Genomic DNA, 25424 nt, shown 5'->3' on the forward strand with positions numbered 1-25424 from the left:
GTTAACTTGATTAATACCTAACGACTTTTCACATTGCTCAACACAACCATTGATTATTCGAGTGCGCGAGCCAGCAGCGAAATTGGGTGTTCACATTTCTTACTGGTGGACATTTCAATTTGCCATTTACAGGTTTCACAGTCGGTGATCACCATATCCGCGCCACTCTCTTCAATTTGACGGAACAGCCCAGCTCCAATACCTTGGGAAACTTCGTAGTTCTCTTTTTTGAACCCGTAAGTTCCTGCAATACCACAACATTGTGAATCTAAAACAATCAGCTCTACACCCGGTACACGCTTAATCAGCTCAAGGGTGTAGGATGTCCAACCCATTTTTTCCATATGGCACGGCGTGTGATAAGCCACTTTTAATGGAGTGTGTTTCAGTTTCAGTTCGCGCCCTTCTTCCAGCAGACGATAAATATAACGGGTCGCTAATTCAATGTTATCGCGCATCTCAGAGGTATCGACGTCCAGTACGTGCGTATATTCATCACGAATGGTAAATGTACAAGTCGATGAGGTCGCCACGACGGGAATATGTTTCTCTAAAATAGTCTCTTGAAGCGACTCCAGATTCACATTCGCTTGGCGTTTCGCTTGCTTCATAAATCCGTTTGCGATCAGCGCCACACCACAACATTTTTCACGTTTTAACAGCTGAACACCAATATTCATCCCATTGAAAACTTTGATTAAATCTTTACCCAGTTGTGGATGGTTATAGTTCACATAGCAGCCGTGGAAGAATGCCACTTGCTCTTCAAACTTCGCCTGCTCTGCGGCTTGTTTACCGTACCAACGACGGAAAGTCCCGAATGAATATTTCGGCAGCTCACGACGATGGTCAATTTTCAAGGCTTTATCCAGAATTTGGCGAACAGGTTTTAACCCCGTAATAGTGTTCACTACAGGGGCAAATGGGGTCGATAAGGAGCCCATGATATCTGTATGGCTTAAAATCGCATCACGCAGTTTCGGTTTCTGCTGGCTATAGGTATTACGAGCGCGGGCGATAATATCCCCAATCTTCACATCAGACGGGCACGCCACTTCACAGCGCTTACAGTTGGTGCAGAATTTCAATGCATCATCGTACATCATCGGATCTTTTAAGCGTAAACGCTCACCATCAGGACCCGCTTGTTTTGGTCCCGGATACAGTGGGTTCGCTTTTGCCACTGGGCAATAGGTGGTACAAACGGTGCATTTTATACAGCTTTCAAAGCTTGCATCTTGAATACTCATTGCGCCACCTCCGCCTGCATGGCTTTATCTTTAGCAAATTCATTCACGATTTCATTCGCGGCATATAAGCCCGTGACCAACGAAACCCCTGCACCACAGCCTTGAGTGAGTGGATCAAACCCACTTAAGACCGCACCTGCGATATACAGATTTTCAATCGTCTCACCGTGTTTTTTACCGCGTAAATGGCTGTCAGTTTGCACACCAAACGCCATGTATGGCTGAGATGCGAAGAACTCTTTATTTGTCCATTTGGCGCGGTCGCCGATTTCGCCTAAATCCAAATGCATCAAGGGTTCATACACTTGGTCAAATTTCGCTACCAAGCCGTTATTAAAGAAACTTCCCGTCGCCAACACAAAATGTTTAGCTTTCAATGAAATATTACCGTGGTTACGGGTTTGCACAGATTCAATACGTGATCCCACGAAATTGACGGAAGTGACTTTATCACCCGGCATCATGATCCCACCTTGACGGCGGAACTGGCGTAATAGCATTTCATGAAGGCGAATACCTAATAAAGAGGGTGGCAATGTTGGCAGTAAAAATAGCGGTTTACCTAAGCGTTTTTGTAACTCTAGCATCGGTTCTTCACTGTCGAGACCAATACACGCAGGCATAAACACCGCATCCGCATTGGCGACTAACGGTGCAATTTCTTCCACAATTTGCGCCATATTTTCAGGTCTATCTAACCAGCGCGCCACGTTAATCGCACGGAACTCGCTTGGGTTTTCTCTTAATCGGTCAAGCAACGGTAAGTGAACATAGCACGCCTCCGCTTCGAGTCCTTGACGGTCTAACTCATCCGCCACCATTTGCGGTTGAAAATCGAGGAAACCTTCAATGCCCACAACCGCAATTTTGCCTAATTCCATCGGTTGATGGAGCGCTGTTGTTGGCACCGACTCAGGGCTAAGCCAGGTCATCCGCTTATGACCTAACGGCGTAATACGGTAGTGGTTTTCTTCGCAAGAACCTTTCAGATGCAGCCCTGCTTGCTGTAGTGTAGTCTGTGCCAATTTAGCCAGCTCAGCGACTTTTTCTGCCCCAATCAAACTGTACGGATGACTCGGAGCTTGTTGTTTTAGCGCTTCCAACATCGATAGCGGTTGCTCAACTTGAGTACCATCAGGAAGATGTGTTAATAAATCCAATGAACCCGACGAGAAATGCAGTGCGTTCTGCCCAGCACTCACGATGGCACAAGAAAGCCCTGATTGAGTCAGACGAATTCCACAGATAAGACCGGCAAGGCCTCCGCCCATCACTACTGCATCATATTTCATTCTCTGCCTCCTTCTGAGCAGGCTGGCTCAATGTACTTTCATTCATGCCACATAATCCGTGATATACCCAACTGGTGAACTCGCTTTCACGCAAAGCATCCCCCCAAGCAATCGGTCTCACCCCTTTCCAACGCTCATTTAAGAAGTGTCCCAGTTGCTGCTCGGTTTCATGTGGTGTGGTGACGTTAAAACGATTGAGTAATCCAGCCGCACGGCAAGCACAAAGCTCACCTTGGCACGTGCCCATACCCACACGGGTACGACGGCGTAAATCGAGCAAGTTGTTGACGGTTAAAGATTCCACTGCATAACGAACTTCCCCCGCCGTCACCGCTTCACACTCACACACCAAGCTTTTATCTAAACGGTTAGCACTGAGGATCGCAGACGCCCTATCACCATGACGATAAACCGCAGAGCCGCGAATAGGTGCTGGGATAGAGACCACATTACGCAACGCTTCTTCTGCGCTGTGTTGAGATCCTGGTAGTGGCTCTTCCGCCGTCGTGCATGGGGTTGTAACACCCAATTTTTCACAAACTTTGTTGGTCGCCCATTCCGCCATTAAGCGATAAGTCATTAACTTGCCGCCCGTAATGGTAATGAAACCGTCTAAACCATCGCGTTTTGCGTGGTCGAGTAACACAATACCGCGGCTTACGTTACGGCCAGAAGGGTCATCATCACTCGCCACTAATGGGCGAACACCCGCATATGCGCGTAAAATGCGCGTTGTCGCTAACGCAGGGGATAACATAGAACCTTCGCGGATCAAAATATCCACTTCTTCTGGTGTCACATACATATTATCGATTTGGTCATATTCGATATGCGTTGACGTAGTACCAATCAGAGAAATGGTATCTCCCGGAACCAGAATGTCCGCATCCGCTGGTTTACGGCAACGGTTGATCACCATGTTGTTAAGACGGTGACCTAAAATAAGTAATGCGCCTTTCGCTGGGAACATTTTGATTTTCAGATCCGCGTATTCGGCAATTTTTTGTCCCCAAATTCCGCCCGCATTCACCACGATTTGCGAATGAATATCATATTGACGCTTAGCTTGATGATCATAAACCGTCACACCGCGGACTTTATCCCCTTGGCGGATCAAACCAATCACTTCATGATAAGTCAGTACTTTAGCGCCATGTTCGCGCGCATCGAGCATATTGGCAGCGGTTAAGCGGAATGGATCGACAGTACCATCAGGCACGCGAACCGCACCAATTAAACGCGGGTTAACTGAAGGCTCTAAGCGAATAGCTTCCGCGGGATCAATCGCTTGAGCATCAATGCCAGCGGATTGGCAAGCGGTGATAAATTGCTGCTGATATTCGAGGCTATCTTCAGGTAGGGTAATAAAGAGTCCATCGGTTTTTTCAACACAATGATGGGCAATACGCTTAAGAATTTTGTTTTCTTCTATACACTCTCTTGCCGATTCACTGTCGGTCACAGCATAACGAGCGCCACTGTGTAGCAAGCCATGGTTACGCCCTGTTGCACCTGTCGCAATATCATGCCGTTCTAGCAAAACTGCTTTTAATCCACGGCGAGCGCAGTCACGAGCGACACCTGCACCTGTTGCGCCACCACCGATAATGATGACATCCGTTTCAGTCACAGATGAGCCATTCATGTCGCATTCCTCACGTTAATCAATCTTCACTATTCGATAAGTATAGTTTCTATTTTTATAGTCTATAGTTAATATAAGCTCAAAAAAGCGCTCAATGTTTGATAAGGAACAAAAACGAAAGTCAAAAGTACAAATTAGGTACATCAAAGCGCGGAAGCGTGATAACCCTCACAAAATAATTCACAATTTTAGTTCCATTCCATTCACAAATCGCATTAACTATGCAGCCAGATAAACAAAATCAATAATTGTGCGTTAGACTACAGATAAAATGTTTTTTAACGATTAAGATTTAGCGCAATTAGAAAATAAAAGCACTTAAAGAAACTCGATTGTTTTCGTTTTGGTTACTTCTCCCATAATAAACGCTCAACAACTTCACAACATAGGTGAAATGAAGAGCATATAACTACTGACATGCCATCGGAGGCTTTATGTTACGCATGTTTAAACCCGCCGCTCATATCGAGAGGCTGCCAGCGGATAAGATAGATCCCGTCTATCGTAAATTACGTTGGCAGATTTTCCTGGGGATTTTCTTCGGTTACGCAGCATACTACTTAGTTAGAAAGAACTTCGCCCTCGCAATGCCTTATCTCGTTGAACAAGGTTTCTCTAAAGGTGACCTTGGTTTCGCCTTATCTGGGATTTCAATCGCCTATGGTTTCTCCAAATTTATCATGGGCTCATTTTCCGACCGTGCTAACCCTCGGTACTTCTTACCAGCAGGTTTGATCCTCGCTTCACTTGTCATGATATTCATGGGCTTCGTACCATGGGCAACGTCTAGCATCATGATTATGTTCGTGTTGTTATTCTTATGTGGTTGGTTCCAAGGCATGGGTTGGCCTCCTTGTGGACGTACTATGGTTCACTGGTGGTCACAAAAAGAACGTGGCGGTATCGTCTCCGTTTGGAACTGTGCGCATAACGTCGGTGGTGGCCTGCCTCCATTACTGTTCCTGTTAGGTATGGCATGGTTTAACGACTGGAAAGCTGCGCTGTATATGCCAGCATTCGCCGCTATTTTAGTGGCTATGATTGCCTTCGCATTAATGCGTGATACTCCGCAATCTTGTGGTCTGCCACCAATTGAAGAGTACAAAAACGACTATCCAACAGACTATAAAGCCTCTGATGAAGAAGAATTAACCGCTAAAGCTATCTTCATGAAGTATGTATTCCCTAACAAACTTCTGTGGATGATCGCTATCGCTAACGTGTTCGTATACTTACTGCGTTACGGTGTTCTGGACTGGTCACCAACTTACCTGCGCGAAGTTAAACACTTCACAATGGATAAATCTTCATGGGCTTACTTCCTGTATGAATATGCGGGTATTCCAGGAACACTGCTGTGCGGTTGGATGTCGGATAAAGTCTTCCGTGGTAACCGTGGCGCGACAGGCGTGTTCTTCATGACCTTAGTGACTATTGCAACTATCGTCTTCTGGATGAACCCAGCGGGTAACCCAGGCGTTGATATGGCATGTATGTTGATTATCGGTTTCTTAATCTATGGCCCTGTCATGCTGATTGGTCTGCACGCTCTTGAGCTTGCACCTAAGAAAGCAGCAGGTACCGCCGCAGGCTTCACCGGTTTATTCGGTTATCTTGGTGGTTCTGTTGCCGCAAGTGCTATCGTCGGTTATACCGTGGACTACTTCGGTTGGAACGGCGGTTTTGCTGTGATGATCGGTGGTTCTGCACTGGCCGTTGTTTTACTGTTCATCGTTATGCTGAGCGAAAGTAAACATAAACGCGAACTCGCTAAAAACCAATAAGCCACCGCTTATGTTGAGTTGATTCGCTAGATTGATGGGTTATATCAAGAAAAGGATATAGCCCATTTTTTTACTCAAAATTTGTTATCGGCACCATTTTTTATCTGTAAAAGTCTTTATTTATAAATTTATTTACCTAAAAAACTGTTTACCCATAAAGCTTTTTACCTACAAATTTTTTACCTACAAACAATGAGCACCAAGGAGATTTACTGATGAATTTTCAATTAAAAACATTAGTCGCAAGTATGGTCTTAGTGATGTCAGTCTCTGCTGCTGCCGAAACGGCAGGTAAAGTGGTGATTGCCCATCGTGGTGCAAGTGGTTATTTACCTGAACATACCCTTCCAGCGAAAGCGATGGCGTATGCACAAGGCGCGGATTTCCTCGAACAAGATTTAGTGATGACCAAAGATAATGAGCTGGTTGTTCTTCATGACCATTATCTGGATCGCGTCACTGACGTAGCGGATAAGTTTCCAAATCGCGCACGTAAAGATGGTCGCTACTACGCCATCGACTTTACGCTGCCAGAAATTAAGTCTCTGAAATTCACGGAAGGTTTTGATATTGTTGATGGTAAAAAAGTCCAAAGCTATCCAAATCGTTTCCCAATGGGTAAATCCGATTTCCGTGTCCACACGTTCCAAGAAGAGATTGAATTTATTCAAGGTTTGAACAAATCTACGGGTAAAAATATCGGTATCTACCCTGAAATTAAAGCCCCTTGGTTCCATCAACAAGAAGGCAAGGATATCACCAAGAAAACCTTAGAAGTCCTGAAAGAGTATGGCTATACCAACAAAGATTCTAACGTTTATCTGCAATCTTTCGACCCGATTGACTTAAAACGCATCAAAACGAAACTGATGCCAGAAATGGGGATGGATTTAAAACTGATCCAACTGATTGCTTACACCGATTGGGAAGAGACTCAAGAGCAGAAGCCAGACGGTACTTGGGTGAACTATAACTATGATTGGATGATGAAGCCGGGTGCGATGAAAGAGATTGCAACCTACGCAGACGGTATCGGCCCTGACTACCATATGCTCATTAGCGAAGATTCCACACCAACGAACATCAAAGTAAACGGTATGGTAAAAGAAGCTCACGCTAACCATATGGCGGTGCATCCATTTACTATCCGTGTGGACAAACTGCCTAAGTACGCGAAAGATGGTCAGCAGTTATATGACATTATTTATAACCAAGCGGACGTTGATGGTGCCTTCACTGACTTCCCAGATTTAGGGGTTAAGTTTTTAGAGCAGCAAAAACAGAAGTAACTCTCCCTCACTCTTTCGAGTCAATTGCACGTCAATGACTCGAGAGAGTCTTTTCAATCAGAATAACGACTCTCTTATTTAGACTTTAAGCCTGAATTTGCTGCAATAAAAGTTGTGCTTCATTTTGCTGAGCAATAAGGCTGGGATGTGGATATTCACACGCCAATGACAGCGCCACCACATGACGAGCCACACCGCCTTTTCCTAAAAGGGCATCAATATCATAAAAATGCTCTGATAAATTAGCTACTTTCTGTTGTGCATAGCTCTCGATGCATTTTCGTTTAGCATTTTCACTTACACCACTGTGCCAAAGTTTATTCAGTTGTTCCCCTGAATACTGAAATTCACACTGTGTTTTCAGTGCATCAGCGAAAGATTCTTTATCTGTAGATATCGGGCGCAAAAGTTTCGCTTGAACTGGCGCTCGTAAACTCTCATAAAACCCTTGAGGTGCAAATAACACACTGGCAGCTTCTTCACTCGCGGTCGAATCTAACTGAAACGCCAAAATGGCGTATAACTTGGGTTCAAAGGCATTTTCATACAATGTTAATAACCATTGACTGAACGACTCGGAGGGCAATATCTCAACAGATTCCAACGTCAATGACAAACGGGTGGCTTCCTGTTTAATCAGTTCCTGCCAATTAGATTCATTATCTTCAGCTTGCCAATATAGGGTAATAGGCTGGGAGAGAGAATGTTGATGGTAATACTCAGCAATGGGGGCGAGTAATTTTTGCACCACTATTTCTTGCTTTTCCCATGACGAACGCGATTTTAAAGAGCTTAGCGCCAATACATTATCTTTATTGGGTGGCAATGAAGATAATGCAATGCCTTCCGGCATCACTTCATCGGCTTGAGTTAATCGAGCATGCGCTAATATTCCAAGGTGCTTGCCTGCCCAATAACGCCATTCTCTGCGAGCATCATCTAACATATTGGTAAAAAGTTGATGGCGATAAGCTACGATTGAGTAGATAAAAAATCGAATAAAACCCACCAACAGCGCGGGGCAAATAACGAATACAATCATCAGCATGGTGTTACTGGTAGTTGGTGATAGTATTTCATTGGTGGATAAATATAGGCTCAGCCCAAATCCAAGAGCACCTACAATCAACATAATCAAAAACCAAAGCATCCAACGAGGTGCTTTAGGGGCTGGAGGATGTTCTAATGATGGCACTCTCCAGCTCATCATGACTGTTCACCTGACGAGGAAAGGCTCGCAATGAGGGTACAGCCACATTCGGTTTGAAAGCCATTCAATGCCGCTTGGCGACCGGATATTAAAATGCGCGTTGAACCGGGTAAAATGACATTAACGCCGTGCCCTTTTTTTGGGCAATCCACTTTGTCGCCCACTAAAGCGATGGGTTTACCATACATAACAGAGCCAGATGCAGTAATCACTTCACCGCCATGAGTAGTTTTGTCACCTAAACGAACCAGTGCGCGCATATTAAGATCCTTTTATTAGTTATCCTGTTGTTTTTTATACTCAAACGTGCCATCCCATTCAGGGAGTTCGGCAGGTGGGAGGGGAACTATTTTATCAATATCGGGGAATTTAGCTGTTTCATCAGAAGCATCCATTTCGTTGACTATTGATTCATAACGGGCTGAGCGTTCTGGGTCTGCCTTCACTGGTAGGTAATAAGGAGAACTTTCTTTTACATTAGGCTTGAAAGCTTTTTCTAATGTTGAGGCTGCAGGTCTATAACCGTTTCTAACTGATATTTGATCATATTGTAACATAGCACCTATATTTTCTTCTACGTTCAATAAATAGCCCGCTAGCCTATATGCAGCCTCTCCACTACCTTGTTTAGCTGCACAGTCCAACATCTTTTTTCCTATTTCGGGTCGATAGGCTGGGTTATCTCTGTCCGATAAACGCTGGGAAACAAATATATCGCCAATGACATATTGAGCTTCGGGGCTACCTAAATCCGCTGCTTGGCGAAAATAGGCTAACGCTTTGGTGCGGTCTGCTATAACTCCATAGCCTGTATCAAGATAGTGTCCCATTTGGTAATAACCATAGCTGATGTTCAATTTCGCCATTTTTTGGAGAATATCCCACACCTCTTGAGCAGGACCTTTACCTTCAATCGGAGGCACTTTGCCATAACTAATTAAGTTACTGAGATTCAACATGGCTTTGGGGTGATTTCGCTCGGCTGCTTTACGATATAGCACACCAATTTGAGCATAATCCCGTTGAGATTTATTGACCTTTTCAAGTTCTCGCGCCTGCTTGAACCAAATATCGGCTTCAGGATCAACGGGGGGCAAGGTGTCTTTTTCATAGACACAGCTGAACGTTAAATCAGGTTCTGTTTTTTGAGCCGGCGGCTCTTCTTTTTTATCCATCGGATTGCAAGCACTCAGCATCAACATGCTACAAATCAATACGCTGTATTTAAAGATGCCGCGAGCAACGGATTGATGATTAAATAAAAAGGAGAGATTCATTTTGGTTATTGCCCCTCCGCCTGTTTTTTATATTCAAACGTACCATCCCATTCAGGGAGTTCAGCAGGTGGAAGAGGAACGATTTTATCGATATCGGGGAACTTGGCTCTAGGATCAAGTAAAAGTTCTTCTTCTATCAATTTATAACGATGAACCCTTTCAGGATCAACATTTTGTTCCATATAGTATATTTCATTCTTGGGGTCTGATGTGTTAAAACTTTCAGATAACTTATAAGCTGATTGATCGCTACCATATCGGATAGCTAATTGATAGTATTTCAGCGCCTGACTATAATTTTTATCACGAACTTCATAATTCATAGCAAGGGAATAAGCTGCATCTGTATTGCCTTGTTTAGCCGCACAATCGAGTAGTTGCCTACCTAAGTCCAAACGATACAACGGAGTTCTTGCATTAAGAAATTGCTCCGAAATGGCAAGTTGTCCTTCTGGATTCCCCATTACGGCAGCTTTTAAAAAATAACGCATTGCTGCATCTGAGTCTTGTTTTACTCCGTAACCCCTTTGAAGATAAGTACCCATAATGTAATAACCAAAGGGAATATCCATTTGCATCAGTTGCTCGACTAAATCAATCACCTCTTCAGAACGTTTTTTACCCATCATAGGTTCAGCTTGGCCTGTTGCTATCATATTCTGTAAGTTACCTATAGCATTGTAATGTTTTTTTTCAGCCGCTTGACGATACAATGCAGCAATATGACCAAAATCTTTAGGACCCTTTTTAATTTCTAAGCGACGTGCTTCTTTAAACAAAGAATCAGCTTCGGGATCTAATGGTGGAAAACTGTCTTTTTCTTGTACACAGGTAAATTGAAAATTTTTTAAGGTATCATTCATTTTATTTACTTCCTTTTGTTCACATCCTGCCAACCATGGAAAAAAAATCACCATTAAACTTAAAAGTATTTTTTTAAATTCCATAGTTAGTCCTTGTTATCCCATTTTTTATTTCCATCAAAAAATTCAATTAACGATGCAGAAGGTGTGGCTGGTATTTCACTATTTCTAAGCTCTTTATTTCTATTAATGATTTCTTTCCAATGTTTAAATTCTTTTTTAAAATCATCACTAGCCCGTTTTGTATGTATTTTCCATAGATGCTGGCGAATAGGCGGAATAATATTCGTCACATCCGTATCTTGAATGGCAATATTAAACTCACTATCAAATAACATACTGCGTAAATTCACATTACTAGATCCCAGTGTCATAAAGGTGTCATCAATCATTAGCACTTTGCTATGAACATAAACAGATTTCCAATGCGGTGTTGTTGAATCAGGTGAAACCAATGTGCAAATATGCGATTTTATTCCAGGAATTGAGCCTGCGGTTATTGGTTCTTCCTCGCCCAACTTATGCTCTTTACGATGATAATTCGGCACCATATCTGGGCGTTGTAACGCTTCAATCATTTTATATGTTTGATAACTTCCGGAATGAATCGCTGCATCATTAGAACTATTAGTGACAACAAAGAGGTGGAGTGGATTTTGTTCTATGTCATAGCCTTCTTTAACTCGCTCATTGATAGCTTCTTGCAATAGCTTAACGAAAGGAGGATAGCGAAAATATTGATTTTCAATATAAATATATTTTCTTGCTCTCACTAACGTATGCTTATATAAGCGTAAAACATCAAACTCCTTATATTGAGGCTGAGTACGACAAATTTGAGCCATCACTTTTTTTAGTGGGATCATTCCATCTATAGTGAGTGAATTAATCAACCTACTATTAATTTTATCCATTCGCTGTTGGGTGAGTTTATGGTCTTCCTCGGTAAAAGATGACCGTCGACTCAGTTCAGCATCTTCCCCAACATTTTTTTCCCATGCTTCGACAAAATTGTGATTGATATGCGCCAAAACGGCACCACAAACACATGATGAGTTATCTTGCCATGCAGTATCAGCATCTCGCCCAATAGCTGCTGAAAACTGGTGTTCAGAATGAGAATCCTTATCCCAATAGGTGGAGAGGGAATTGTGTCCCATGACAAATCCGACAGCATCATCTGGCACTTCATAATCAATCAGAATCACTTTTTGATGGTGAGTTGGGTATAAAGCAAGTAGCCGCCCTTGAACATAACCAATATCGCCATATTCTTTTACGTGATGGCTTGTTTGTCGTTCAGTCGCTTCTTGAACATCATTGGTCCAATTTAATTCTCGATGTCTGACAAGGATATTCCCTTTTCCTCTTTTCTTGATTGAAATTTCCCAATGCCACTGACAATCGTATTCATAATCTTCAGGTCTTTGATATGGTAAACGGTTACCGGAAGCACTGTAGACAACGGGTGTAGAAACAGCATAATTTCCATAACCAAAGTTTTTAGGTCTCGCTTTCCACCCAGGGAAATTGGGGTCTTGGCTATCTCCCCCTAATGTATACCAAACTAATATACGTACCTTAACACCGCGATCAGCAGCTTCAACAAGTAGGTCTCCCACTCTTTTTGCTTCGTCTTTACTCCCCCGAATAAAATACATAGATGATTGAAATCCCCATGTAATAATATCAATACTTTTTTGTGCCTGTTGAATCGCTTTAGCTATTGTGGCAAAAGTACGTTCACCATTAATTAAAGGAGCAAAGCCTGCAGCAACAGGTGCATACTTACCACTGATGAACCATTGCGGTGTCAATATTGCACTGTTATTTTCACCTAACACGAGGTTGATGGTTTGTTCCGTTACATCGCTCATGACTATTCTTCCTCTTGATTATCTTTCAGTGCTTCAGACATCAATAACTTTTTGAAAACATCTCTATGTGTCATACCTGAAAGTTTTTTGCCTTCCATACTTGGCATTGGTTTGAGAGCACGAAATCCCTCTCTTGAAACTTTATCATCTTGAGTATTTTCTGAGTCTGCTTTTAAAAGATTGATGGTGAATTTTTCACCGTCCATCAGTTCAACGCGGTATTTTTCTACCGAAACATCATGTTCAATTTGAATATTGCCATTTTCATCAGTGAATCCTTTTGCAAGTAGAGTTCCGTTACCATATAAGGCATAGGGTTCAAAAGCGCGTGCCTTCATTGGACTTTGCGGCGACGAACTCAGTTGAAAACGCAAGGTTTGTTTTGGCATCGACTGTGGAAATTGTGGATGGGTGACATCCATCGAGGCAGCGCCTTCAACCACCCAGTTTGTGGCTTTCACCGTTTGATTATTGGGGCTGCCGTACTCAATTTGCCCGCCTTTTAAGCGAATATAGGCGCCACCACAGGTCAGCAATAGCTCGTCTTTAGCGGCAACGACCGTTTTACCGCCGGTACTGGTGACCGTCATGTCCTTGAGTGAGGTCAGGTGCATTTCGTCACTTTGTGCTTGGATTTCCACCTTGCCTTTTGCCGCAAAGGCTTTAATGCCCATTGTGTGAGCAAACAGGCTGATTGCCTTACCCGCCGCTAAGGTGATTTTTTTACCGACTGAGATATCGGCCTGTTTATTCGCCGTCAGGGTAATGCTTTCACCGCTGTTAGCCTGCACGGTTTTGGGTGAGGTTAATGCGATGCCCGCAGGCGCACTGAGTAATATTGCCGCTTGTTGCAGTTCATAAATCGATTGGGTCAATAACGTTTGTTGGGCGTTTAAATCGGCCAGTTCGGCTTTTGCGACTTCGGCAGCCTCCCGTAAAGAACTCACCAAATTCAGCGCATCATCTAATTGCTGCTTAGCTTCGCGTATATCCAGTTGTTCTGAAGATGCTTTTGTGCGTAAATCGGTACTGATAAACAGCCCTTTCCCTGCACGTATTGCCCCCCAACTGTCGGTACGCAGTTCAAAACCGTCACCGCGTTTTTCACGTCCTTGGTTAACCAAATGCCCTAAATTCAGTTGGGATTTACCGCCGTATTCAGTGCTGAGCTTGATGTGCTCTTCCCCGCGCTTGTCTTCCATACGAAGCTTATTATTGGCCGGAGTACGAATCACGTTGCGAGTATTGTTTTTATCCGTCACATGGTCTGTGCGATGGGAGTCATGCAAGGCATGGGCGATATACGGTCTATCCGGGTCGCCTTCATGGAAGGCAATCGCTACTTCCGTTCCTTGAATTAACGGGAAGTGTATTCCGTAGGTATCACCTGCATAGGGTTTTGCCAGCCTCACAGGCATGCTTTCATACCCCGTCGGTTTTTCATCACGGTCTGCATCGAATTTCACCCAATAGAAACCGTGCTCATTTTGGTGGGCGTAAATATCATGGGATTTGGCACTAGTGATGCGCGCCATTAATGTGCCTGCAATCACAGGGCGAGGCTTTAGAACAGGTCGCCAACACAGTGCCTCAGTGTACGGCGCCGCATCAAACTGAATCACTAACGCGCTGCTGCGACTGCCTGAAAATCGTAATCGCGTGATTAAGATTTCGGATTGAAAATCCGTTGGTAAGGTGGACGGCAACTGGCTATCGATGACTTTAAAAATCATCAACGGCGTCAAGCGTGGTGAATTACTTTTTCCTCGCAGCAGTGTTTGACGTGCGAGAAAGCGTTCATGGTCTAGCCGTGACCAAAAATGGGCGGTTTCTGTTGCAGGTTGGTACTTTTCACCGCGCTCAAGATGACGGGCTTTGTAGTGGTAAACGTCGCCATAATTTATATCGTCCCCATCTGTGCGAGTCATATCCGTTTCAATGGATAGCAAGGTTTGCATCGCTTGGCGGTGATTGTAATCTTTGGTGGTGACACTGCGTTCCACCACTTGATGACGTAGCGATAGCCCCCACACGCTTTCAACGCCATTGTCATTCATGCCTGAAGGGCTATTGATTGGCAGGTGTAAATCATACACATAGGCACGCTGGCTATCCCCAAAATGAATGACTTCGGTTTTGGTATCCGGCTGCAAACTGAACGAATAGAAAATCCCCACTTCACTTAACAGGCGTTCAATAAACTGCCAATCACTCTCATTGATTTGGTTGATTTGCTCCCGTTTAGGGTATTGCCGTTGCAGGTGAAACTCAAACTCCCAGCCCTGAATTTTGTGTTCACGCAAAATAAGCTCAACCACTTCCGGTACAGATTTATTGAGGAAAAAGCGATGGGAACGCATCTGATGGCGTAGCAATGAGACAAACGGCTCAATCACAATTTGGTATTGGGCTTCATCCGCCGAACCGGACAGCCGCTTAAAATGTGTGACGACCCCATGAATTCGCTTTTGTGGTTCTCTCAGTGAATCTAATGCCGCCAGCGGAATAGTGGGAGATGAAAAGGTAAAATGAGCGGTACGGCGAAGAAACTGTTGAGCTTGTAGGTTTTGGGCTGGGGAGGTGAACGTTATTTGATAACGATAGGTTTCACTAATGGCTTCTCGTCCAATGAAGGATTCCACATCTAATAATGCATCACAGCCTTGGATTGCCAGTTGATAACGGTTATGACGGGTGACTATTTTTAAAGCAATATCCTCTAAGCTCATTCTATCTACATTCCATTTCTGCTTATTCCATAGCAACCTGTCATAGAAGCAAAGGCAGAAAGGTCACCAACCCAAACTCATTTTATTTGGCTTAAGTCAAACAGAAGACCAGCAAATGAACTTGAAATCAACCATAATTTTCAAGAATGGGACTTATAGAAGAATTATCCGAAAGCCATTAATCCGTTTGTGGTAGGAATAGATAGGAAAGAAAAAGCACCTTCGTCAATACATGATCAACGTTCAAGGTGCTTTTTAATGGGATAAAAACTGAGTACTAAGCAATCGTCACTGGGAACGCAATCACATCACTAATTCGTTCAGCATTCAGTGCCAACATGATTAAGCGATCAACACCAACAGCCACTCCGGAACATGCCGGTAAACCATGCTCAAGCGCTGCAAGCAAGTTTTCATCAATCGGTTGAACGGGTAAACCCATTGCAGCACGCTTGCGGTTATCTTGCTCAAAACGTTGGCGCTGTTCGCCCACATCAGTCAGTTCATGGAAGCCATTCGCCAGCTCCATGCCTTTAAAATAGACTTCAAAACGCTCTGCCACACGGTGATCTTCTGTGCTAATTACCGCTAATGACGCTTGCGTTGCTGGGAAGTGATAAACCACTGCAGGCTTCTCTTTACCAATGTGTGGCTCCACGCCCATGGTAAACAGTAGCTGTAATAAGGTATCGCGGTCTTCTTCGTTATCCGCCACATTGCTTAAATCTAAGCGGGCTGCCACTTCGCGTAGTTCGCTTTTTTCCGCAGAGAGCGGGTCAATATCTAAGTGGCGTAAAAATGCTTGCTGATAAGAGAGTAGCTCAGCACTTTCGCATTCCAGCACTTGTTGCAGAAGGTCATCCACTTCATTGATTAAGCGATACATATCAAAGTGTGGGCGGTACCATTCCAGCATCGTAAATTCAGGGTTATGGTGTCTCCCCGCTTCTTCATTACGGAAACTGCGGCACATTTGATAGATAGGCCCACTTCCCGCAGCCAATAAGCGCTTCATATGGTATTCAGGGCTGGTCATTAAATATAAATTGATGCCCTGAGCAGCACCGGGTCCCACAAAGCGTGTCTCAAATGGAACAAGATGAATGTCAGTCACTGTCGCCTGACTCATTGCGGGTGTGTCTACCTCAAGTACACAGCGATCAGCGAAAAAACGTCTGATTTCCGCAACAATTTTTGCGCGCTGTAACAGGTTAGCGATGGGGGCTGTAGGCAGCCAATTCGCTACTTCACTCATTAAAATAACTCCAAAATAAACTTAGTCGTGCAGTGTACTCACCTCCCCCTTAACACACAATGGAATATTGTGGATATTATGCGCTATCTGAGTATCGATAGGGGATATGATTCAAGGCGAGAAAAGATGACGTGATTATCTCCTGCTTTATACGATTAGGCAAAAAAGCTTTATTATTAACTTTTAACATTTGATTAAAAAAAAACAAAAACATGATTTTTTCTTATCGCTTGTGATACATATGTTAAAACCAAACTTCACCGCTCACCTTATTGATACAATTTAAATCTGTTTTTTAGCATTAATAATTAAGCGACTTTCTAAACAGTGAACTCTTTCGCAATTTTATCTTCGATATGATTCTAGAATTTCCTCAAGGAACACCAGATTATCCACTGTTAAAAAGAAAAACCTGACGATTTTAGTTGGTTTTAAATGCTAGAAATTCCGTTAAATTTAATGATAATTATTTGAAATTCCTTTTTATTATTTCCAGTTTCTCTACAATGTCTTCACACCCAAAAACAATTTACAAAAAGAAGACGCAGATCACACTTTAGGGGTAATATCACCCAAAACACCTTTCTATATCAAATTTATCCCTGCCACTATTCGTTATAATTCCCAACATAATAAGTCGTTATTAGCTATTATATATTTACGATTAAAAAAAAGATTCTTTGCAGATTTGCCTAAAGGCAAACCGAAACTGAAATAGCTAAGCACTAAAAGTATTTAAAAGAATTTATTAATTTAACACTTTACACTTGAACAATGGAGAAGCGCAGTGCAAACCTTCAATGCCGATTTAGCGATTATCGGGGCCGGGGGCGCAGGCTTACGTGCAGCAATTGCTGCTGCTGAAGCAAATCCCAATATCAAGATTGCTCTGGTCTCAAAAGTTTACCCAATGCGTAGCCACACCGTGGCCGCAGAGGGGGGATCAGCCGCAGTTACTCAAGCCCATGATTCCTATGACTATCATTTTAATGATACCGTTTCTGGTGGTGACTGGCTGTGTGAGCAAGATGTCGTCGATTATTTCGTCGAACACTGCCCAACAGAAATGACCCAACTGGAACAATGGGGATGCCCTTGGAGCCGTAAACCAGATGGTTCAGTTAACGTTCGCCGTTTCGGGGGAATGAAAATTGAACGTACTTGGTTCGCAGCCGATAAGACTGGCTTCCACATGCTGCATACCCTGTTCCAAACATCATTAAAATATCCTCAAATCCAACGTTTCGACGAGCACTTTGTTCTCGACATCATTGTGGACGAAGGTCAGGCGCGTGGTCTGGTTGCTCTGAACATGATGGAAGGTACGAAAGTTCAAATTCGTGCTAATGCTATCGTTATGGCAACAGGTGGTGCAGGTCGTGTTTACCGTTATAACACCAACGGCGGCATTGTAACGGGTGATGGTATGGGTATGGCGCTGCGCCATGGCGTACCACTGCGTGATATGGAATTCGTTCAGTATCACCCAACAGGTCTGCCAGGCTCCGGTATTCTGATGACTGAAGGTTGCCGTGGTGAAGGCGGTATCTTGGTCAACAAAGATGGCTATCGCTATCTGCAAGACTACGGTATGGGCCCTGAAACACCGCTCGGCAAACCAGAAAACAAATATATGGAACTGGGTCCTCGTGACAAAGTTTCACAAGCATTCTGGCACGAATGGCGCGCAGGTCGCACTATCAGCACTCACCGTGGTGATGTTGTGTACCTCGACTTACGCCACTTAGGTGCTGAAAAACTGCATGAGCGTCTACCATTTATCTGTGAGCTAGCAAAAGCTTACGTAGGTGTTGACCCAGTAAACGAACCAATTCCTGTTCGTCCAACGGCTCACTACACCATGGGTGGTATCGAAACGGATCAACGCACAGAAACTCGTATTAAAGGCCTATTTGCTGTCGGTGAATGTTCATCTGTTGGCTTACACGGCGCAAACCGTTTAGGTTCTAACTCACTGGCAGAATTAGTGGTATTCGGTCGCTTAGCGGGTGAAGAAGCGGCACGTCATGCTGCTGAAGCTACCCCTGCAAATGCAAGCGCTATCGAAGCTCGTACTCGTGACATCGAAAATGACCTGCAAAAACTTCTGAACCAAAAAGGTAAAGAGAGCTGGTCGAAAATCCGCGATGAAATGGGTATTTCGATGGAAGAAGGTTGCGGTATCTACCGTACACCGGAATTAATGCAGAAAACTGTTGATAAACTGGCAGAGCTGAAAGAGCGCTTCAAGCATGTTGAAATCACTGACCATAGCAGCGTCTTCAACACTGACTTACTGTACACCATCGAATTAGGCTTCGGCTTAGACGTGGCGGAATGTATGGCTCACTCTGCGATTAACCGTAAAGAGTCTCGCGGTGCGCACCAACGTCTTGACGAAGGCTGCACTGAGCGTGATGACGTCAACTTCCTGAAACATACTCTGGCGTTCTATAACCCAGAAGGTGCACCACGCCTTGAGTACTCTGATGTGAAAATCACTAAATCACAACCAGCGAAACGTGTGTATGGTGCTGAAGGGGCAGCTCAAGATAAGGCGAATAAGGAGCAAGCTAATGGATGATATGAAACACTTAAAAATGGAGATCATGCGTTTCAACCCAGAAACAGACAATGAACCCCATTTAGTGACTTATGATGTCCCTTATGACGAGCAAACCTCTTTGTTAGATGCTTTGGGCTACATCAAAGATAACCTCGCGCCAGACCTGTCTTATCGTTGGTCTTGCCGTATGGCTATCTGCGGCTCTTGCGGCATGATGGTGGACAATGTTCCTAAACTGGCTTGTAAAACATTCCTGCGTGACTATCCGCAAGGAATTAAAATTGAGCCACTGGGTAACTTCCCTATCGAGCGTGACCTTATTGTTGATATGACAAGCTTTATCGAGCGTTTAGAAGCTATCAAACCTTACATTATTGGTAATGATCGCAAACCTTCTGACGGTCCGAATAAGCAAACTCCAGCTCAGATGGAGAAATATCATCAGTTCTCTGGCTGTATTAACTGCGGTCTGTGCTATGCAGCGTGTCCACAGTTTGGTCTGAACCCTGAGTTCTTAGGCCCTGCGGCAATCACCTTAGCAGAGCGCTACAACCTCGATAACCGTGACCACGGCGCGAAAGAGCGTATGCCATTATTAAATGGTGACAACGGTGTATGGAGCTGTACGTTTGTAGGTTACTGCTCTGAAGTCTGTCCTAAGCATGTCGACCCGGCGGCGGCTATCCAACAAGGTAAAGTTGCGAGTGCGCAAGACTTTGTTATCGCCATGCTGAAGCCACGATAAGGAGAATTGAAGTCATGACAACTAAACGTAAACCCTATGTCAGGGAAATGAAAGGCGACTGGTGGCAAAAGCTGGGTTTCTACCGCTTTTACATCATGCGTGAAAGTACTTCCGTGCTTCAGGTTTGGTTCAGTATTTTAGTCCTGTACGGCGTATTTGCTCTGAAAAATGGACCTGAATCCTGGGCGGGCTTTGTTGGGTTCTTAAGTAACCCAATCATTCTGATCATTAACATTGTGACACTGGCTGCGACGCTGCTGCATACCACAACGTGGTTCAAACTGGCGCCAAAAGCTGTCGCTATCATTGTTAAAGATAAGAAACTGCCAGATGAGCCAATCGTGAAAGGCTTCTGGGCACTCACTATAGTCGTGACCGCGGCTATTTTAGCAATCGCATTACTATTTTAATCGAAGGAGAATCTGATGAATCTAACGCCTAAACGTTCCGATGAGCCGATTTTCTGGGGATTATTTGGTGCAGGTGGTATGTGGAGCGCCGTTATTGGCCCTGCAATCATTCTCTTACTGGGTATTTTAATCCCATTAGGTGTTGCACCAGAAATGCTGAGCTATGAGCGCATCATGGCATTTAGCCAAAGCTTTATTGGACGCATTTTCTTATTACTGATGATTATTCTGCCAGTATGGTGTGGTATGCACCGTATTCACCACACCCTGCACGATTTTAAAGTGCACGTTCCAGCAACAAAATGGGTGTTCTACGGCAGCTCAGCAATCATTAGCGTTATCGCAATCATCGGTGTATTCACTCTGTAATTGCTGATTAATAATATCAATTGCTAATAAATACCTCATCAATGCACTGCGTGATGAGGTATTTTTTTGGCTTTCAAATTCTACCACCAGCGAGGGTAAACAGAACAATAATGTTATTACTGTTGTTTTATCGCCCTCACCACATGTTGAGAAACAGCCCCTCCACGACATGCTATTTCACGACGAATATCACTGGCATACTAACAGCCACGAACAACGTACCGTTGAGCAAATTAAACAGATTTTATTTCTCGGTGAGCAGCAGCAAGCTTGGCATGCAGCACCGTCTGAGCTTATCGCCACGATGATCTATCATTCAATGCATGCGGCAGTGGATAACCTCGCCACAACCAGTGAATACAACCAAAGCAATTTGAGTGAATTGCTGTATGGGCGTTTTTTAAAATTACTGGGCTAAAAAAATTACCCCATAGATTGACTATGGGGTTAATCAGTTAATTAAATTCTAGTGCTTTTGATTTTGGTAGCCAGCGTGTCAGGAAAAATAATGCCCCGCAAAATGCAATAAAGCAGCCTGCATAACCTAAATGAAAATCGCTCAAGTAGGTAATGGCTAGCGGCGTTATCCCCCCAATGCACACAGAAGCCCCATTATAACCAGCGCCCAGCATTGCGGTATTACCATGAACCGCACTCGCCAGTACGGCCGGTAAATTTGCAAGGATCATTGCAGAACACGCTGCAATAACAAGCTGTGCAAGGCCAACTAACATGAGGCTATCGAGCTGAAGTGTAAAATAAACAGGGACGGATAAGAGCACTAGCGCAGCAACCCCCATCCGGTAAACTTTCGATGGTGTACTGCATTTCGTTGTGAACCAGCAAGTTAAAATAATCAGTACTAACAAAAGTCCGGAAGATATCAAAGGAAAAACATCTTTGAATTCATCATGTTTCAAGTGTTTAACAATAATTGTTCCAGAAAGGTTTTGTGAATAAAAAGCCACTGAGGCGGGCGCGGTTAACAAAAAAAGATAAACGATCCCTTGCCAATTAAACGTTCGCCTTTCCGCTTTATTTTCCTGCTTTTCTGGTAATCTCGCACGAAACCAAAAACTGATCCCGATATTAAGCAAACCTACAAATAATGGGATCCGCCAGCCAATACTGTGCATCGTTTCTTTATCAAGGATTTGCTGTAACAATACGACTAATCCAACTGAAATAATAACCCCTGCCACTACACTTCCAGAGATTAACGCCGCAATTCTGGCCCGCTCGTTATTTTTCGTATCAGAGAATAAGTAAGTCACTACCGATGGGTACTCACCGCCAAAGCTAAAAGCAAGAGCAAGCTGAAGTATTAAAATAGCGATTGGGGTATAAATTCCTAGTAATTGGATAGGCAATAACGCCATACATAATGTTGCAACGCCAGTCATAAAACTCGTCAAGATTAACGCCGCTTTTTTCCCTGCAATATCGGCATAACGCCCGATAACAACCCCGCCAATAGGTCGAATTAAAAAACGCAGCGCAAAAATCCCCCATACCATTATCGTGGACTGTGAGTAACCCAATTTTTCCAACTCTGTACTCAAATAAACTGATATTGCAGCAAAAACGGCAATATCATAATATTCCAACGCATTTCCTGCGGCTGCACCAATGCGATATTTCCATTTCATTGCATCATCCTTGTTGTAAAAATTTTATCCTAAATAATGTCGGGAAATTACGGATAGCTCACTAGGGTTTCTAAACACGCCAATGTAATTCCGTGTTCTTTTAGAACCGTAAATAAACCACTGGAAGAAACATGTGGGCATCCTAATTTTTCTTTGATGCGTTGAATTCGCTTGTGCTCATTGGCTTCTGCACAACCTTGGATATAACTAATTTCTTTTACTTTGCAGTGGGAAAGTAATAAGCGAATGGTGATCATTTCTTTACGAGTAAAACGAATATTACCAAAGCGCATATATTGGTGTATATCAAGCATATCATTATCTAATTCATTTTTTTCACTATGGTTTTCAGCGGGTAAAATAATATTTTCTCTTTGTGGTAGAAAAGCATCATTATCTTTCTGCCAAATACTTTGTGCATAATCTGAAATAATGGGCCTATATTTATAGATTGCATTAATTTCTTTTATTGACAATTTCTTCTTTGAATTAATTGATGCCAATTCAAAAACATTTCCATATTTCGTACAAAGATCGATCTTAACCTCACTATTATTTACTTTTAACAATGTATCTGAATATGCTTTGGAGTAATTATCCCAGTATTGAATTCCCGAAGACAATCTTTCACTGATTAACAGGTCTAAGTCATCATTCCAGTAGATCAAGACCCATTCATAGTTGCTGGATATTGTCAGTATTTTTCGTTCCGTTAAGTCAACCCTACTAAAAGATAGATCCATATCATCCCAATTAAATTGACTTGAAAATATATTCCTTAACCCATCACATGATTTTTCCAAAAAATCACTTTCAATATTCATTTAATTTCCTTTTAAATTTCACTGTGAAATAACAACATTAAAAACCGCTAATATCTTTAACATAGAAATTCCTCATGTCAAAGATTAATTTAATTGACATTTTAAAAGGCAATTTATTTTTCTAATTTAACATTCCAAATAAACCATATGATGAATTTAATTAAAACAAATTTAATTAAATTTAATAATTAATTATTTTAGAATTATTGGAGAATAATATGAAACAAGATTGGCATCCGGCTGACATTATTGCCGCCATTCGAAAAAGAGGAACCACATTATCTGCGATATCAAGATCTGTCGGATTAAATCCTTCTACATTGAATAATGCATTGTCACGTCGTTGGCCTAAAGGAGAGAGAATTATTGCTGAATTTTTAGAAATGGCACCCGATGAAATATGGCCATCTCGTTATTTGCAGCATCAACCTAAAAGAAGAGAAACCAGCTCTATTGATTAAGAAAACAAGATAAATATAACTATTATGTTATTTGAATTCTATTATGCTGGAATTGTTAAAACGGGTAAGCCATCGCTCACCCGTTCTTATTCTCAGTGGCTTAACTAGAAATTTTTAATCCAATTAGCCCCATCACAATCAAGCCAAGGCTCAATAAGCGGAACATATTGGCGGATTCGCCGAGGAAAATAATCCCAAAAATCGCGGTACCGACTGCGCCAATTCCCGTCCAAATCGCATAAGCGGTTCCCGCAGGCAAGTCACGCATCGCATAAGCGAGCAAGCCCATACTGGCGATAATGGCGGTGATAGTGATGATACTTGGTGTCAGGCGCGTAAAACCATGGGTATATTTTAAACCCACTGCCCAAACAACTTCTAATAAACCTGCGAATAATAAAATGATCCAAGCCATGGTGGATGTACTCCGTCAACTTCTCGGGGTCGTCCCCATTACTTAAACGTGATGATTTCAGGTCGTCCTGAACACGCGAATTGAAACCGTATTATAAACGTTCAATTTCAGAGACTCAAGTCACTTAAAATAATAATTAACACTAAATTAACACCCACATTTATCCTATTCATGCTGAATTTAAGTCATGAGATGCAATCTCGTCGCACAAATCCCAAAGCACAGGTAAAGTAGAGATCCTCCGCCAATTCTGTACCGAGAAAACACCATGCGTATCAAAGATATATTACTTGCCCTGTGTGTCGTGATTATTTGGGGCGTCAACTTTGTGATCATTAAACTTGGCGTAACCGCCTTACCCCCATTACTCCTCGGTGCCTTACGTTTTGTGTTTGTGGCATTCCCTGCCATCTTCCTATTTAAGCGCCCCAAGATCCCTTTAAAGCTACTATTGATTTATGGTTTAACCATTAGCTTTGGGCAATTTGCATTTCTATTCTGCGCCTTACGCGTAGGTATGCCAGCAGGCATTGCCTCGGTGATTTTACAGTCACAAGCTTTCTTCACTATCTTGCTCGGTGCCGTGATCCTTAAAGAATCCCTACAACCAACCCACTTTATCGGCATGTTCATCGCCATCGCGGGGCTTGGGATTTTAGCCAATGGCGCAACCTCTGGCGGAATCGATGATATCCCTCTGTTGGGCTTGATCTTTATTTTGGTTGCGGGGCTCTCTTGGGCGTTTGGTAATATCACCAATCGCATTATTATGCAGCATCAAGGCGAAGAAAAATGCAGCGCTCTTTCCTTGGTCAGTTGGAGCGCCCTCATACCGATTATTCCTTTCTTATTAAGTTCGTGGATCTTCGAAGGTGAAGAGGCAATTGTTCAAGGCTTAGCGGGGTTTGATTGGTCGGTACTCGGCGTGATTTTATATCTTGCCTATCTTTCTACTTTCGTTGGGTATGGCTTATGGGGAGTATTACTCGGACGCTATGAGGCTTGGCGCGTCGCACCGTTCTCTTTATTGGTGCCCGTTTTTGGGTTAAGCAGCAGCGTGTTATTCCTTGGGGAGCATATTAATGGCATACAAATCGCTGGATTAATTTTGATTATGTTCGGGCTTATCACGACATTGTTTGGTAAAAAAATCATTCAGATGATCCGAAAGTAATCGTCAACATCTTCAAATACCGGAAATTTTCTTCCGGTATTTTTTGTCTATCTTAATATCCTAAGCAAGAATTTCAGCGCACCCATTCAGAACTATAATCTTAAATTAAAAAATTCATTAGAATATAAACCCAACCAATAAATTAACGCTAGACCAAAACAAGATAAAATCCAATATTAACTTCGATTTTAGTGATGCTAATTCCAATATTGGAATTTATCTACAATTTCAATTAAGTGTCTCGATTTAGCTACTTTTCCTTTCCCACAACTCTCGCTATATCTGTTTAAGTTTTTACTTACATAAATAACTAATAAAGCTCGTTAACGAAATGGATGGG

General features: G+C 43.0%; 22 protein-coding genes. 9 read left to right on the plus strand and 13 right to left on the minus strand.

Annotation, left to right across the window (positions count from 1 at the left end):
• Nucleotides 1–53: 53 nt before the first annotated feature.
• Genes glpC through glpA form a run of 3 tightly spaced genes read right to left on the minus strand, consistent with a single transcriptional unit; the run spans nucleotide 54 to nucleotide 4187 of the window.
• On the minus strand, nucleotides 54–1250 hold the full coding sequence (gene glpC, locus GKR48_RS08775) for an anaerobic glycerol-3-phosphate dehydrogenase subunit GlpC (RefSeq protein ID WP_006659019.1): 1197 nt from the start codon (nucleotides 1248–1250) through the stop codon (nucleotides 54–56).
• The gene (gene glpB / locus GKR48_RS08780) at nucleotides 1247–2542 is read right to left on the minus strand and encodes a glycerol-3-phosphate dehydrogenase subunit GlpB (RefSeq protein WP_154627789.1); all 1296 of its coding nucleotides are present in this window, start codon (nucleotides 2540–2542) and stop codon (nucleotides 1247–1249) included. Before glpB ends, glpC begins: the two co-directional genes overlap by 4 nt.
• Nucleotides 2532–4187, minus strand: coding sequence for an anaerobic glycerol-3-phosphate dehydrogenase subunit A (gene glpA / locus GKR48_RS08785; protein WP_154627790.1), 1656 nt, complete (start codon nucleotides 4185–4187; stop codon nucleotides 2532–2534). The genes glpB and glpA overlap by 11 nt, the downstream gene beginning before the upstream one ends.
• Before the next feature lie 434 nt (nucleotides 4188–4621).
• Here glpA and glpT point away from each other — a divergent pair, with 434 nt between their 5' ends.
• The gene (gene glpT / locus GKR48_RS08790) at nucleotides 4622–5971 is read left to right on the plus strand and encodes a glycerol-3-phosphate transporter (protein WP_036955981.1); all 1350 of its coding nucleotides are present in this window, start codon (nucleotides 4622–4624) and stop codon (nucleotides 5969–5971) included.
• Nucleotides 5972–6186: 215 nt separating this feature from the next.
• Nucleotides 6187–7260, plus strand: a complete 1074-nt coding sequence (glpQ, locus tag GKR48_RS08795) for a glycerophosphodiester phosphodiesterase (protein WP_006659015.1) — start codon at nucleotides 6187–6189, stop codon at nucleotides 7258–7260.
• Between the two features lie 85 nt (nucleotides 7261–7345).
• On the opposite strand, the gene GKR48_RS08800 is transcribed toward glpQ, so the two are convergent.
• The 7 genes from GKR48_RS08800 to epmA form a co-directional block, all read right to left on the minus strand.
• Nucleotides 7346–8470, minus strand: a complete 1125-nt coding sequence (locus GKR48_RS08800; RefSeq protein WP_154627791.1) for a hypothetical protein — start codon at nucleotides 8468–8470, stop codon at nucleotides 7346–7348.
• On the minus strand, nucleotides 8467–8730 hold the full coding sequence (locus tag GKR48_RS08805; RefSeq protein ID WP_154627792.1) for a PAAR domain-containing protein: 264 nt from the start codon (nucleotides 8728–8730) through the stop codon (nucleotides 8467–8469). The genes GKR48_RS08800 and GKR48_RS08805 overlap by 4 nt, the downstream gene beginning before the upstream one ends.
• Nucleotides 8731–8745: 15 nt before the next feature.
• Nucleotides 8746–9672, minus strand: a complete 927-nt coding sequence (locus tag GKR48_RS08810) for an SEL1-like repeat protein (protein ID WP_154627901.1) — start codon at nucleotides 9670–9672, stop codon at nucleotides 8746–8748.
• 80 nt (nucleotides 9673–9752) lie between these two features.
• On the minus strand, nucleotides 9753–10694 hold the full coding sequence (locus GKR48_RS08815) for an SEL1-like repeat protein (protein WP_230088630.1): 942 nt from the start codon (nucleotides 10692–10694) through the stop codon (nucleotides 9753–9755).
• A gap of 2 nt (nucleotides 10695–10696) precedes the next feature.
• On the minus strand, nucleotides 10697–12487 hold the full coding sequence (locus GKR48_RS08820; protein WP_154627793.1) for a phospholipase D-like domain-containing protein: 1791 nt from the start codon (nucleotides 12485–12487) through the stop codon (nucleotides 10697–10699).
• A 2-nt stretch (nucleotides 12488–12489) separates the two neighbouring features.
• A complete protein-coding gene (locus GKR48_RS08825; RefSeq protein ID WP_154627794.1) occupies nucleotides 12490–15216 on the minus strand; it encodes a DUF2345 domain-containing protein in 2727 nt (908 codons plus the stop codon).
• Nucleotides 15217–15493: 277 nt separating this feature from the next.
• Nucleotides 15494–16471 carry an elongation factor P--(R)-beta-lysine ligase gene (gene epmA / locus GKR48_RS08830; RefSeq protein WP_036955971.1) on the minus strand — a complete coding sequence of 326 codons (978 nt, stop codon included), beginning with the start codon at nucleotides 16469–16471 and terminating at the stop codon, nucleotides 15494–15496.
• A 787-nt stretch (nucleotides 16472–17258) separates the two neighbouring features.
• Between epmA and frdA the strand changes: the two genes are divergently transcribed.
• From frdA to GKR48_RS08855, 5 genes are all read left to right on the plus strand, one after another.
• Nucleotides 17259–19055 (plus strand): fumarate reductase (quinol) flavoprotein subunit, encoded by a 1797-nt coding sequence (gene frdA, locus GKR48_RS08835; protein ID WP_036955970.1) that lies wholly within the window; start codon nucleotides 17259–17261, stop codon nucleotides 19053–19055.
• A complete protein-coding gene (locus GKR48_RS08840) occupies nucleotides 19048–19782 on the plus strand; it encodes a succinate dehydrogenase/fumarate reductase iron-sulfur subunit (RefSeq protein ID WP_154627795.1) in 735 nt (244 codons plus the stop codon). Before frdA ends, GKR48_RS08840 begins: the two co-directional genes overlap by 8 nt.
• 14 nt (nucleotides 19783–19796) lie before the next feature.
• The gene (gene frdC, locus GKR48_RS08845; protein ID WP_006659010.1) at nucleotides 19797–20192 is read left to right on the plus strand and encodes a fumarate reductase subunit FrdC; all 396 of its coding nucleotides are present in this window, start codon (nucleotides 19797–19799) and stop codon (nucleotides 20190–20192) included.
• A gap of 15 nt (nucleotides 20193–20207) precedes the next feature.
• On the plus strand, nucleotides 20208–20561 hold the full coding sequence (frdD, locus tag GKR48_RS08850) for a fumarate reductase subunit FrdD (RefSeq protein WP_006659009.1): 354 nt from the start codon (nucleotides 20208–20210) through the stop codon (nucleotides 20559–20561).
• A gap of 169 nt (nucleotides 20562–20730) precedes the next feature.
• On the plus strand, nucleotides 20731–20979 hold the full coding sequence (locus GKR48_RS08855; RefSeq protein ID WP_195848234.1) for a hypothetical protein: 249 nt from the start codon (nucleotides 20731–20733) through the stop codon (nucleotides 20977–20979).
• A gap of 37 nt (nucleotides 20980–21016) precedes the next feature.
• Here the strand turns inward: GKR48_RS08855 and GKR48_RS08860 are convergent, their stop codons facing one another.
• Nucleotides 21017–22210, minus strand: coding sequence for an MFS transporter (locus GKR48_RS08860; protein WP_154627796.1), 1194 nt, complete (start codon nucleotides 22208–22210; stop codon nucleotides 21017–21019).
• Nucleotides 22211–22257: 47 nt separating this feature from the next.
• On the minus strand, nucleotides 22258–23034 hold the full coding sequence (locus GKR48_RS08865) for a hypothetical protein (protein WP_154627797.1): 777 nt from the start codon (nucleotides 23032–23034) through the stop codon (nucleotides 22258–22260).
• A gap of 218 nt (nucleotides 23035–23252) precedes the next feature.
• Between GKR48_RS08865 and GKR48_RS08870 the strand changes: the two genes are divergently transcribed.
• Nucleotides 23253–23495 (plus strand): helix-turn-helix domain-containing protein, encoded by a 243-nt coding sequence (locus tag GKR48_RS08870; protein WP_154627799.1) that lies wholly within the window; start codon nucleotides 23253–23255, stop codon nucleotides 23493–23495.
• 100 nt (nucleotides 23496–23595) lie between these two features.
• On the opposite strand, the gene sugE is transcribed toward GKR48_RS08870, so the two are convergent.
• Nucleotides 23596–23910 carry a quaternary ammonium compound efflux SMR transporter SugE gene (gene sugE, locus GKR48_RS08875; protein WP_154627800.1) on the minus strand — a complete coding sequence of 105 codons (315 nt, stop codon included), beginning with the start codon at nucleotides 23908–23910 and terminating at the stop codon, nucleotides 23596–23598.
• A gap of 268 nt (nucleotides 23911–24178) precedes the next feature.
• Between sugE and GKR48_RS08880 the strand changes: the two genes are divergently transcribed.
• On the plus strand, nucleotides 24179–25084 hold the full coding sequence (locus tag GKR48_RS08880) for an EamA family transporter (protein ID WP_154627801.1): 906 nt from the start codon (nucleotides 24179–24181) through the stop codon (nucleotides 25082–25084).
• Nucleotides 25085–25424: the final 340 nt, after the last annotated feature.

It is taken from the genome of Providencia sp. wls1943, from assembly GCF_009706275.1.
Lineage (GTDB): Bacteria > Pseudomonadota > Gammaproteobacteria > Enterobacterales > Enterobacteriaceae > Providencia > Providencia zhijiangensis.